11 protein-coding genes are annotated in these 12,263 nt (G+C 33.2%); 9 read left to right on the top strand and 2 right to left on the bottom strand.

Annotated features, from left to right (window positions below):
• Window positions 1-76: 76 nt before the first annotated feature.
• The gene (locus L323_RS38655; protein ID WP_020817044.1) at window positions 77-946 is read right to left on the bottom strand and encodes an amidase domain-containing protein; all 870 of its coding nucleotides are present in this window, start codon (window positions 944-946) and stop codon (window positions 77-79) included.
• Between the two features lie 404 nt (window positions 947-1,350).
• On the bottom strand, window positions 1,351-1,833 hold the full coding sequence (locus L323_RS38650; RefSeq protein WP_020817042.1) for a hypothetical protein: 483 nt from the start codon (window positions 1,831-1,833) through the stop codon (window positions 1,351-1,353).
• A 493-nt stretch (window positions 1,834-2,326) separates the two neighbouring features.
• Here L323_RS38650 and L323_RS41975 point away from each other — a divergent pair, with 493 nt between their 5' ends.
• The 9 genes from L323_RS41975 to L323_RS41160 all read left to right on the top strand — a co-directional run bounded on the left by L323_RS41975 (window position 2,327) and on the right by L323_RS41160 (window position 11,920).
• Window positions 2,327-2,458 carry a hypothetical protein gene (locus tag L323_RS41975; protein ID WP_020817041.1) on the top strand — a complete coding sequence of 44 codons (132 nt, stop codon included), beginning with the start codon at window positions 2,327-2,329 and terminating at the stop codon, window positions 2,456-2,458.
• Between the two features lie 522 nt (window positions 2,459-2,980).
• Window positions 2,981-3,421 (top strand): hypothetical protein, encoded by a 441-nt coding sequence (locus L323_RS38640; protein WP_020817039.1) that lies wholly within the window; start codon window positions 2,981-2,983, stop codon window positions 3,419-3,421.
• A 46-nt stretch (window positions 3,422-3,467) separates the two neighbouring features.
• Window positions 3,468-4,100 carry a hypothetical protein gene (locus tag L323_RS0121230; protein ID WP_020817038.1) on the top strand — a complete coding sequence of 211 codons (633 nt, stop codon included), beginning with the start codon at window positions 3,468-3,470 and terminating at the stop codon, window positions 4,098-4,100.
• A gap of 368 nt (window positions 4,101-4,468) precedes the next feature.
• Window positions 4,469-6,076, top strand: coding sequence for a recombinase family protein (locus L323_RS38635; protein WP_020817037.1), 1,608 nt, complete (start codon window positions 4,469-4,471; stop codon window positions 6,074-6,076).
• Window positions 6,066-7,004: a recombinase family protein gene (locus tag L323_RS38630; protein ID WP_020817036.1), complete on the top strand. Its 939-nt coding sequence runs from the start codon at window positions 6,066-6,068 to the stop codon at window positions 7,002-7,004. The genes L323_RS38635 and L323_RS38630 overlap by 11 nt, the downstream gene beginning before the upstream one ends.
• Before the next feature lie 294 nt (window positions 7,005-7,298).
• Window positions 7,299-9,854: a recombinase family protein gene (locus L323_RS40635; protein ID WP_020817035.1), complete on the top strand. Its 2,556-nt coding sequence runs from the start codon at window positions 7,299-7,301 to the stop codon at window positions 9,852-9,854.
• A 56-nt stretch (window positions 9,855-9,910) separates the two neighbouring features.
• The gene (locus tag L323_RS38625) at window positions 9,911-11,323 is read left to right on the top strand and encodes a recombinase family protein (protein ID WP_165582697.1); all 1,413 of its coding nucleotides are present in this window, start codon (window positions 9,911-9,913) and stop codon (window positions 11,321-11,323) included.
• Entirely contained in the window at window positions 11,298-11,708 is a 411-nt protein-coding gene (locus L323_RS38620) for a recombinase zinc beta ribbon domain-containing protein (RefSeq protein WP_020817033.1), read from the top strand. The genes L323_RS38625 and L323_RS38620 overlap by 26 nt, the downstream gene beginning before the upstream one ends.
• An 8-nt stretch (window positions 11,709-11,716) precedes the next feature.
• Window positions 11,717-11,920 (top strand): hypothetical protein, encoded by a 204-nt coding sequence (locus L323_RS41160; RefSeq protein ID WP_020817032.1) that lies wholly within the window; start codon window positions 11,717-11,719, stop codon window positions 11,918-11,920.
• Window positions 11,921-12,263: the final 343 nt, after the last annotated feature.

The following is a 12,263-nucleotide window of genomic DNA, read 5'->3' as shown; positions in this document are numbered from 1 at the left end:
GATATAACCAAACAAAAAGAATACCCTTGAATATTGCAATATTTAAGGGTATTCAGTGTTACCTGTAAATAGGTCTTTAGAATGTTATAAATTCTACACAAGCATAAGCGTCTATTGCAGTCAGCAGGGGATGAGCCTGTCTCTCATTTGAATGCCCTGCCAAGAGAAAGTCTTTATTTACGGTATCATACCTTGAAATAATCATACAATGTGTTGGAACTGTAATAAAATCGGAAATCCCTTTATGTAGTACTATTACATCACCTTTTCTAATTGGCTTATTATATTGTGTTACATGATTAGCAACGTAATCACTTTTTGTACAATAATAAGTACCAACAGCTTTATACATCCAAAAGTCTCTAAACTCTTTAACACTAATCCAAGGGCTTGGGTCTGATAAAGTCCAACTAAAATTCAACTCAGTAGCACTTGTTGGATTTAGATAAGTTGGGTTTTTCATAAAACAGTACCAATTTTCCTGAAATGGCATACCACCACCAGAATACATAGCTTGTGATACAAAGTTAGTGCAATCGCTACCGTAGTTATTGTTATTATGAAATGCAGGAAAGCTAGTGGAGTACTTGTTGTAGTTATTATAAGCCCAATCACCTGCAAGTCCCCCTGTGTATGTACCTGTATATGCAGCTGTAGCGTTTATACCAGTTGTTGATACTTCACCATATTTCTCCTTATCCTGAATGTTTAGATCAGTTCTAATTGACTTCGCTGGAGGATTGAGCTTATTAAGAAATGATATTAAATCATCATCTCCTGAATTAATTATATATCTTTCTAAATAACCTTTTAAAACTTTTTGGTCATCGTTACTTTTTACCTGTGAATACACTTGTTTTACTTTTCTCATTATGCTTATTTTGTCTTCTTTTTTAATAGATAAAGTGTCTTCATTTAAATCAGAATAATTTATATATTTTTTCAAAACATTAGCTACTTCTTTATCTGATTTATAGTAGTCTTCTAAAGTGGCTATTATTATTTGTTCTTCTATTTGCGGGTCAACAAGAGGTTCGACTTTTTGTTGATTTATAGATGCTGTACTATTTACAGATGCCTTATTATCTAATATAGTTTGATATATGGGTTTGTGGTATCGGCTGCATTAATAACCAGACTAGTAGTACCAGTTAATGTTAATAACATTGTACCTATTAATATTTTCCCTAACAATTTTTTTAATTTGTGCATCAATTTTACTCCCTATAATAATTATTTTGTAGTTTGCAAACTAGTATTCAAAGCATACCATTTTATCCATAAAATGTAAATATATAGGATTTAATTAAAAATATTGAATTTTATGCACTAATTAGCAATTATTTTAAATTATTCTTCAGCACGCTCTTTTATTACTTCTTCAAGTTTAACTTTGTCCTCATAATCAGGAAATTTTATATTAGGAGGAAATAACCTTTTTGTGTTTTTACCATAACTAGCTCCATCTTCTGGATATTTGTGACTAATAATTGAAATACCTTTGTTATTTTTATTGATCTTCAATACTACAGGGACAGATACTGCATTTCCTTCATTAGAAACCTGTTCACCGATTTTTGTATATTCCATTTTCACTAACCATATGTATATTTTATTTTGGTCAGTTCCTAAAAGCTTAAAAGCACTGTACATTTTACCATTGGCTTTTATTGGTTTGGCTATATCATTTGTTTTTTTATCAAGATATTCCAATATTACTTTTTCATCATTTCCAGTAATTTTTAAAATTTTATGTGATCCATTTTTTGAAAGAACAAAAGCTAAAATAATTATTGTGCAAAACAAAATAACAAGTAGAACTATTTTTTTCATAAAACCATCATCTCCTATTCTCATAATAATTTATACTATCACAAATCCATAAATTACATATATATCCATTATTATTACTCAAATTCAGATACATTTCAAGTTATATTACTATAGGAGTGTCACAAAAGTATCGTTATGTACTTGTGTGATATCAGAATATTAACGATGGTAATTTTGTGACAAATCTCTTAAAGTGGGTGAAATCGCCAACTATTATCCATTTAGTCCTTTAGTGGGGGTTTTGCAAAAATACCACATTAAGATTATCGATAAAAGCTTTTTTATATTTTATATCAAAAAGCAATGCAAAATTTGAATAATCAACTTCTATAATACCTTTTTTCCTTTTATATACATTAATTAATCTATGTATTAGGAAGAATGATTAATAGATATGATAACATGCACATAAGTAACTAAAATTATTAAAATTTACTTGATATTATTTACTGTTTTTGCTGTAATTGTAATTAATAACATTTTGTTAAAGGAGATGAGAAATTGGTCTGAGGATGAAAAGAAACAGTTGAATAATATTGCAATATATGCTGAACTGCATAGACAACTAAAGATTGCAGCAGCACAAGAAGGTATTACAATTGTAGTAAAGGTGGTTAAGGCATGACTAGCAAAGAAAATTCAATCTGCTACAGACCAACAACTTTTCGTATAGTATATTAAGATTTTTTGGAAAGTGATTTATTAAGATACATACATTTAAGGAGAATAAAATTAATGAAAATAGGATGCCCTATATGTAAACAAAAACAGGAATTAAATTTTAAGCTATTATTTAAAGAGAGATGTAATTCCTGTAATGAAAAATATTATCTCCATTATAGCAAACCAATTAAATTATTCCGTTTTTTAATGCAATCTTTTATTATCTTTATTGGAATTTATAGTTCTACTACTAATTACCAAAAACTACTACTCATCCCTCTTTTTTTAATTTCTTTTATGATAATCGAAATTTTATGCCTATTATCTTTAAAAGAATAATGTACAACAAAAGAACAACGGTTTAACAGATTTTGTAAAACCATGGGATAATTTAATTTCACTTAGTGCAACTGCAACAACATATGGTTGTGCTTGGCCTTATTCTGCAATTAATACTGTATCTCCTAATTGCTAAGGTTATGCTATGGCATTTAATTTTGCACTTAATCATGGAGATCTTTCAAACCCAAATGGCGCTTTACCGTCAGGCTATACTCAGTCTCAGATAAGAAGTTACTTTGACGTAAAAAATATAGCAAACAATGTTATTGCTGATTTACAAAAGCTTTACAGAACTGCCAGATTTATCACTAGTGCTACTTCAACAATAAGTTCTTCTGAACGAAGGATAGCTGTTAGAACTGGCATGCATGATTTCGATGGTGATGGGAGTATATTACAAGAATATGGTGAAGCAGATTATCACTTTATGTTACAGCACAGTAATGGAGATTGGTCAGAAAAACACGGCTCTAACCCATCTATAAATGATGGACAAATAAATCCAAGCACATTTAGTTGGAATGCTGCGGGTTACTCAAATTATTATAATAGTGCAACTGTTTATATTGCTGTATCAAATTAAGTATATCTTTTGAACCCCAAATATTTGAGGGAGGTTTTAAATTGATATGAAAATTAATAGAATTATAATTTTTGCAGTATTAATAAGTTTAGCCCTTTGCGGATGTGGTGTTAATAAGCTTACAAGTCAAAGTACTAATGCTATTGAAGAAAACACAGATATTTCTAAACAATACCGGAAAGATGTACAAAAGAAAATACCCGACGAGATAAACCTCCCATATGAGATAAGACGAAGTTTATCTTTTGTTAACAAAAAAGATTCAATACAACATTTATATGGCAGTCCTGACATTGTACGCTCTGCCGATGATTATTCGTATGAAATTAGGAATATGGATGATGAAAGTAAATTGTTTGTTTTTTATGATAAGGATGGTATTGTCAGAAACATATGGAGATTAAAAAAGCTTTTTAACCGTGAAGAATTTAATAAAATAAACATAGGAAAAAGTAACGGCGATGATGTTAAAAATATTGATCCTTATTGTGTAATTGCAAATGGCGCGAAAAAAGATGCAATTAGTGAACACAAATTGCAAAATAATCAAATTGTTAAAATTAAGTACATTAAAGATAACGATAAGTGGATTGTCAATGGTATTGAATACATAGAAAAAGATCCGTCAGAATTTGCGTCGATGCTTTTACCTGAAGATTTAAAAAGTTTGCAGAAATAGTATCTCAAATGTAATTAGGATAATATTTCTACCGATAGGTATTAAGTTTTATTAATTAGCAATGCCAATTTCAAGTGCACCCCAAAGCCAGAGACTATTATAAAATAGTTTACTAAGGGGTGCTTCTCTATGCCAATCCGATAACTAATCGGATTTTTTTACCTCAGTAGACCATACAAGTCAAATTGCAGATCATTCAGCGACTTCACGCAGATAAGCAAATCGTTTTCACGAATTTTCCATTCCATGCTCAGCAGTAATTTTAGCAAATTGAATTAACTAAATAGAGACATATATATTTAACTTGAATTCCTCAAATTAGTACGGTAACATAGCACTACTTTTTAAAAGAAGAGGAGGAGAGCGTTGTGAAAAAGGTTACTGTTATTGAAGCAAGCAGTGAGAGCAAAGCGGCTGATAATAGGAAAATACGAGTTTGTGCGTACTGCAGAGTTAGTTCCATGCATAAGGAACAGCAAAATTCATTTGAAGCACAGGCAAGCCATTATACCAAATATATTCAAAGCAACTCTCAATGGGAGTTTGCTGGTATTTACTCTGATGAAGGGATTAGTGGAACCAAAAAGGAAATAAGACCTGAATTCATGAGATTGATTAATGACTGTGAAAACGGCAGAATAGATATGGTGATTACCAAGTCCATCTCAAGGTTTGCGCGTAACACCGCTGATTGTATAGAGACTATAAGAAAGCTAAAGTCTTTAGGGGTCACTGTATATTTCGAGAAGGAGAATATCAACTCTATGTCGCAAGAGAGTGAACTCATACTTTCTGTCCTCAGCTCCTTAGCGCAAGAAGAGGCAGCTTCAATGTCATCAAATATAAGGTGGGCTAACCAGAGAAGGTACAAGCAAGGAAAGTTTCAAATAGCAACTGCAAAATTCATGGGCTATGACAAGGATGGAAATGGAGATCTGGTTATTAATCAAGCTGAAGCAGAAATTGTAAAAAGAATATTTAGAGAATATATTGGAGGTAAGGGAAGTGCTGGAATTGCTAGAACTCTAAATGAAGAAAATATACCAACTATTACGGGCACGAAATGGTATGGCTCCACAATTAGGAGGATGTTGGGTAATGAAAAGTACTGCGGGGATGCTTTGCTTCAAAAAACAATCACAGCAGATAGTGTTACATTTAAAAGAAAAAGTAACAAAGGGGAACTACCGCAATACTATATAAAGAATAACCATGAGCCCATTATATCGAGAGAGGACTTTGAACGAGTAAAGGAACTTATTGAAATAAGAAAAAAGAAACAAGGAATAGATGAAGAAGTAATCAAAAAAATGAGAAAACGTTATCCGCTGACTGGAAAGATTATATGCGGAAACTGCGGAAACCATTACAAAAGATCTATATACAACACCTCAAATAAATATCGGAGTGTAGTATATGTTTGTTCATCCACTGAAGCAGAGAAGATAATGGATTGCAACGCAAGACCAGTCATGCAAAAAGGACTTCATCAAGCATTTATAAATATGAGCAACCGACTGTATTCAAATTGGAGAACACTCCTATTACCGTATAGAACTTATCTAAAAAAACTTGTACAATCCACTGCGGACCGAACAGAAATATATAATATAGATAATCAGATAATTGAGTTGGCAGAGCAAGAAAGTATGCAGAAAATACTTCTGGCAAAGGGAAGTATTGAGCCAGCTCTTTTTAACAAGAATATCAATGAGACTACAGCAAAAATTAATGAAATTAAGGCAAGAAAGCAGGCTATTTCAACGAGCATAGTTAATCAAGACATATTACTTGCGGAAACGGAGAAAAGTATAGAATTCATCAAAAATTATACTTATATAGATGAGTTTGATGAGGATTGTTTTAACGCAATTGTTAAAGACATAGTTGTCAAATCAAGAAATAACTTGTGCTTTAGACTTAAAAACGGTATGGAGCTTGATGAATTTATGGGGGGTGAAGACGATGTTCTGTAAAAACCTACCGTTTGGATATACTCGTGGGAATAATGGACTACCAGTTATTGATGAAGAAAAAGGAGTATATATTAAAAAGATATTTGAAATGGCTAGCGAAGGGATAAGTGAAAGTGGAATCATATCATGGTTAAACCAAGAAAGTGTTAAAACCGCCACAAATAAATCAAAGTGGGGGAGAGGTGTAATATATAGTATTTTGGAGAACAAAAAATATGCAGGTGACGAAATTTTTCCTGCAATAGTATCAAATGAAACCTTAGAAAAATTGAATAAAATAAAAAGGGAAAAATATATCCGATATAAAAAGAATAGTATAGCAAATTGTACAGAGCAAAGAGCAAATTATTCACTTAGTGGAAAAGTTATATGTGAGGTATGTGGAGGTACATTTACAAGAAAAAATCGGAAAACCAAAACTGCCATATTTCACTTATGGAGGTGTCGGAACTATATCAAAGGAGGAAAGGTTTATTGCAGGAGTATAGAAATTGAAGAAAGTGAGTTAGAACAAAAATTTATCGAAGTATTAAATCAACTCAAAAAGAATTTTGATACATATGCAAAAGACATGTCGAATTCTTTCAAACCGGCGATAAACGAAAAGATAACCGAACTGGATAAGGAACTACAAATAATGCTCGATGACTTCCAAAAAGCACAAAGAAACCAAGGGGATGTACTGGAGGCAAAAGAAAAAATCCATGAACTATTGAAAAATAGAACAAAAGAGATATGGAAGGCTTCAGCTATAGATGATTTTGAATATTTGAATGAAAAACTCAAGAAAGAGCTAATGACATACGAAAAGAAGCAACTAGAGTTCGATGGACAATTATTTAGGAGAGTGGTAAAACAAGTTACCTTTACAAAACAAAATACTCTATTATTTCAGTTTATAAACGGAATTGAAATTGAAAAGAAATAAAGGTATATCAACCAATGAAAAAGAAGAACTAATCAAGTAATATTTTTGCTTGGTGTTATTAACAAACTTCACGTGTAAATAATTAAAAAGTAAGGGCTATACATAACTAAATAGCAAGCAAACCAATGGACAACAGATCCTCCAACCGAAGATAAAACTTCAATTGGAGGATTTTTATTATGAGGCGACTGCGAATATATCTAATTTAAAAGAAGCTTAAATGACATACTTGAATTCACAAAATTAGTACGGTAACATAGCAGCACTACTTTAGAAGAAGGGGAGGGATTAGTAGTGAAAAATGTTACTGTTATTGAAAAAAGTAATACTGAGAGCGAAGCATCTAGTAACAGAAAAACTAGAGTTTGCGCGTACTGCCGAGTCAGTTCCACACATAAGGAACAGGAAAATTCATTCGAGGCACAGGTTAGCCATTACAAAAAATATATTAAAAGCAACGACCAATGGGAGTTAGCCGGGATTTACGCAGACGAAGGTATAAGTGGTACTAAAAAAGAAATAAGGCCTGAATTCATGAGACTAATTAATGATTGTGAAAACGGCAGAATAGATATGGTGATTACAAAGTCCATCTCAAGGTTTGCACGGAATACCGCTGATTGTATAGAAACTGTAAGAAAGCTAAAATCTTTAGGAGTTACTGTATATTTTGAGAAGGAGAATATAAACACCGTATCGCAGGAGAGCGAATTGATCCTTTCTGTCCTCAGCTCCTTAGCGCAAGAAGAGGCAGCTTCAATTTCATCAAATATAAGGTGGTCCAACCAGAAAAGATACAAGCAAGGTAAGTTTCAAATATCACCAATTAAAATTATGGGCTATGACAAGGATGAAAACGGAGATCTGGTTATTAATCAGGCTGAAGCACAAATTGTAAAAAGAGTATTTAGAGAATATCTTGGTGGTAAAGGAACGGGTAGCATTGCAAGGAGTTTAAATGAAGAAAATATAACAACCATAACAGGAGTGAAATGGCGTTCGTCAACAATTGGAAGAATGGTAACCAATGAAAAATACTGTGGTGATGTTTTACTTCAAAAAACAATCACCGCAGATAGTGTTACATTCAAAAGGAAACGCAACAAAGGTGAACTGCCTCAATACTACATAAAAAACAACCACGAGCCAATCATATCAAGAGAGGATTTTGAACGTGTAAAGGAACTGCTTGAAATAAGGAGAAAAGAAAAAGGTATAGATGAGGAAGCAATCAAAAAGATGGCAAACCGCTATCCGTTAACCGGAAAGGTTATTTGCGGAAATTGCGGGAGAACCTTTATAAGAATGACTTGCCAGTCAACAAAACAATATAAGTATATAGCATTGATTTGCAAAAGCAAGTACAGTGAATATTTAGAATCTTGTGAGATGAGTGCGGTAAGAGAGGATAGAGTTATTCTAGCATTTATAGACATGTATAATAAACTATATTCAAATTGGAGAACACTTCTATTGCCCCATAAGACATATCTAAAAGAACTTGTACAATCTACCGCAGAACGAACAAAAATATATGGCATAGATAATCAGATAATTGAGTTATCAGAAAAAGAAAGTATGCTACAAATGTTGCTAGCAAAGGGACATCTTGAGCCTGTTCTATTTACTCAGAAAATCAATGAAATCAAAACAAAACTTAATGAGCTTAAGACAAGAAAGCAGACAATTTCAATGGATATGGTTAACAAAGACATATCACTTGTGGAAACGGATAAAAGTATAGAATTCATCAAAAACCATAGTCTTATAGATGAGTTTGATGAAGCTTGTTTTAACGCAATGGTTAAAGATATAGTTGTTAAATCAAGAAATAACTTATGCTTCAGACTTAAAAACGGTATGGAGCTAGACTGGGTTATAGGCGTTGGGACGATAAACAATAGGCACCTGCCATATGGATATATTTTAGGTAACAATGGACTACCAGTTATTGATGAAGAAAAAGGCGTATATATTAAAAAGATATTTGAAATGGCGTGCGAAGGAGTAAATGAAGGTGGAATCCTATCATGGCTGAACCAAGAAGCCGTTAAAGCTTCCGAAAACAAAACAAAGTGGACAAAAGGTTCATTATTCGGTATTTTGAGTAATGCAAAATATATTGGTGATGAAACTTTTCCTGCAATAATCTCAAAAGAAACCCTTGAAAAAGCAAACCAAATAATAACAGGAAAAAATATTAGATATAAAAAGTATAGTTTAGCAAATTGTGAAAAGCAAAGAGCACAGTATCCATTCAGTGGCAAAGTTATATGTGAGGTGTGTAGGGGTATATTTAAAAGACAAACCAGTAAAAGCAAAACAAGTATACGACACTTATGGAGGTGCACGAGCTATGTAAAAGGCGGGAAGGTTTATTGCATGAGTATAGCGCTAGAAGAAAAGCAGTTAGAACAAAAATTTATCGAAGTATTAAATCAACTCAAAAAGAATTTATATACATATACAAAAGACATATCGAATTCTTTCAAACCGGTGATAAACGAAAAGATAACCCAACTGGATAAGGAGATACAAATAACACTTCGTGTCTTCCAGAAAGCACAAAGTAACCAATCGGAGGCAATGGAGGCGGAAGGAAAAATCCGAGAGCTATTGAAAAAAAGAGTTGATGAGGTATGGAGAGCTGCAGCTATAGATGATTTTGATTACTGGAACGAAAAGCTTCAAACAGAACTGATGACATACGAAAAGAAGAATCAACTAGAGTTCGATGGACAATTATTTAGAAGAGTGATAAAACAGATTACCGTTACAAAACATAATACTTTATTATTTCAGTTTATAAACAGAATTGTAATAGAAAAAGAGCCTAAGAAAATTATATAAATAATCTGGGGAGGTACTGAGCCCATGCCACTTTATTTACTGGCATGGGCATAACAATGAAACAGAAGAAGCTACGAGTAGGTGCATATTGCAGGGTAAGTACGGAACATGAGGAACAGCAAACAAGCATTGAAGCACAAGTATCATATTATACTGAATATATAAAGGAAAATGACAAGTGGGAATTTGCCGGGGTTTATGAAGAAAAAGGAATAAGCGGAACAAATGCAAAAAATAGACCGGAATTCAATAGAATGATCAAAAACTGTATGGATGGCAAAATAGACATGATCATAACAAAATCAATTTCTAGGTTTATGCGTAATACACTTGAATGCATCAAGTATATCAGGCTATTGAAAGAAAAGGGAGTATCAGTATACTTTGAAAAAGAGAACTTGGACACCAAGGATTCAAAAGGCGAATTCATAATAACATTACTCGGGGGAATTGCACAGGAGGAATCGAGGACTTTAAGTTTAAATACAAAATGGGGTATAATTCACCGTTTTCAGCAGGGGATAATAAAAGTAAACCATAACCGTTTCCTCGGATATACGAAAAACAGATTTGGAGAGTTGGTAGTAATACCAGAGGAGGCAAAGATAGTAGAAAGAATATTCACAGAGTATCTCGAGGGTAAAGGATCAAAAAAGATAGCTGACGGTTTGACTGCTGACAATATCTTAACTCCTGCTGGCTGTTCCAAATGGTACCCTTCAACCATAATAAAGATACTTGGCAACGAAAAATATATTGGGAATGCACTCCTCCAAAAAACAATTACGTTAGACTTCTTAACAAAGAAACGAATAAAAAATACGGGACAGGAACGACAGTATTATGTAGAAAATAATCATGAGCCTATTATCACAAAAGAAGTATACATAAAAGTGCAGCAAGAAAAGCTGAATAGAAGAAGTACTATGGGACTAAAAAAGAAAGATCAGGGAGTCTATAAATCCGAGTATGCTTTAAGTGGTAAAATAAAATGCAGCCAATGTGGGAAAACGTATCACAGGTGTCATTGGACTATTAAGAAAGAAAGGATAATAGTTTGGCGGTGTGGTAATCGACAGCACAATGGACCGAAAGCATGTCAAGCACCAACAATTTATGAAAAAGACCTCTTTGAAGCAATTGACATAGTATTCAAAACACTAATCAGAAAAAAAGAGCAGTTCATAAAAGAAATGGAGGACACTCTTACAAAAGAAAAAGAGTTAACAGACCCAATCCAGAAGGAGAAGGAAGTTTATAATTTAAAGGATCTAGAATGGGATAATAAGAAGCAAAGGTTAAAAGAAATGGAAGAGATATTTGAAACATCAAAACAAGAGCTTACAGAATACAATGATTTATATTGTAGAAAACTTATAGAGAAAATATTGGTTATATCAGAAAAAGAAATACAAATAGAATTTAAATCGGGTATTGTACTAAATGGAAGCATTAACACAAAGAATTAGCTTCCATATAGAGAATAAAGGGGAAGTGGCACAGTATTATGTTGAGGAGAGCCACCCACCAATTATAGATAGAGACACGTGGAAAGCAGTACAGCTTGAAAGGGAGAGAAGAAAAGCCTTTATGGAGAAGTACAATATTCAAAAGATGGACTATATTACGAATGATAACACATTTATGGACAGAATTATCTGCGGCTGCTGTGGAGGAGTCTATGGAAGGAAGATATGGAACTCTAATGATGAAAGATTAAAAAGAACCGTTTGGCAGTGCAATAATAAGTATGCGGTTAAAGGAAGAAAGGGCTGTGACAACAGGCATATTGATGATGAGGTTCTTTATATGAGGTATTTGTTTTTGAGTTTAATGAGATTGGCAAAAATATAGATTACTATATGACAAAGTGGGAGAGTCAATTTAACAGCGAGAATATATTAAAGAGGGTTACTGCCAAGAAGTTTATAGGTTTTGTTAAAGGTGCAAAGCCAATTGAGAGGTTTGAGGCTGATTTGTTCTTTAAATTGGTTGAGAAGGTAGTAGTTTATGAGGATGGGGTGAGTGTGGGGTTGCTGGATGGGAGTGAGGTGAGATGGGAATAGGGGTATTTAGAAATAGAATACAATAATATTTGATTACGCCGTCAATTGAGAGAGAATATCTTCTGGTTGACGGTTTTTTATTTTTAAGATCTTCATTTGCGTTTATTCCGCGAGATTCTTTGCAATGAGCCTCTTATGACAGGAGGAAAGCCGATCATTAAGCACCAACACCAGATGGGGTATCGTACACCTCTTCAGCAGGGTAAGGTACAGGTTAATCGCAATAAATTCCTGGGATACGCCAAAAATGAAGTCCGAGAGCTGATCATAGTACCAGGGGAGGCAGAGCTTGTAAAAAGAATATTCAGGCTTTACCTTAGGGCGAAAGCATTACAAATATAAC

The sequence above is a fragment of the Ruminiclostridium papyrosolvens C7 genome (assembly GCF_000421965.1).
Taxonomy (GTDB): Bacteria; Bacillota; Clostridia; order Acetivibrionales; family DSM-1351; genus Ruminiclostridium; species Ruminiclostridium papyrosolvens_A.
The sequence above is the reverse complement of the archived record's forward strand: the minus strand, read 5'-3'. Positions and strand labels throughout refer to the sequence as shown.

Bases quoted from the DNA above. Each gene is read 5' to 3' on its own strand.
- L323_RS38650 (WP_020817042.1), bottom strand. From the start codon at position 1,833: ATGAAAAAAATAGTTCTACTTGTTATTTTGTTTTGCACAATAATTATT.
- L323_RS41975 (WP_020817041.1), top strand. From the start codon at position 2,327: ATGAGAAATTGGTCTGAGGATGAAAAGAAACAGTTGAATAATATTGCA.
- L323_RS38640 (WP_020817039.1), top strand. From the start codon at position 2,981: ATGGCATTTAATTTTGCACTTAATCATGGAGATCTTTCAAACCCAAAT.
- L323_RS0121230 (WP_020817038.1), top strand. From the start codon at position 3,468: ATGAAAATTAATAGAATTATAATTTTTGCAGTATTAATAAGTTTAGCC.
- L323_RS38630 (WP_020817036.1), top strand. From the start codon at position 6,066: ATGTTCTGTAAAAACCTACCGTTTGGATATACTCGTGGGAATAATGGA.
- L323_RS38625 (WP_165582697.1), top strand. From the start codon at position 9,911: ATGAAACAGAAGAAGCTACGAGTAGGTGCATATTGCAGGGTAAGTACG.
- L323_RS38620 (WP_020817033.1), top strand. From the start codon at position 11,298: ATGGAAGCATTAACACAAAGAATTAGCTTCCATATAGAGAATAAAGGG.
- L323_RS41160 (WP_020817032.1), top strand. From the start codon at position 11,717: ATGACAAAGTGGGAGAGTCAATTTAACAGCGAGAATATATTAAAGAGG.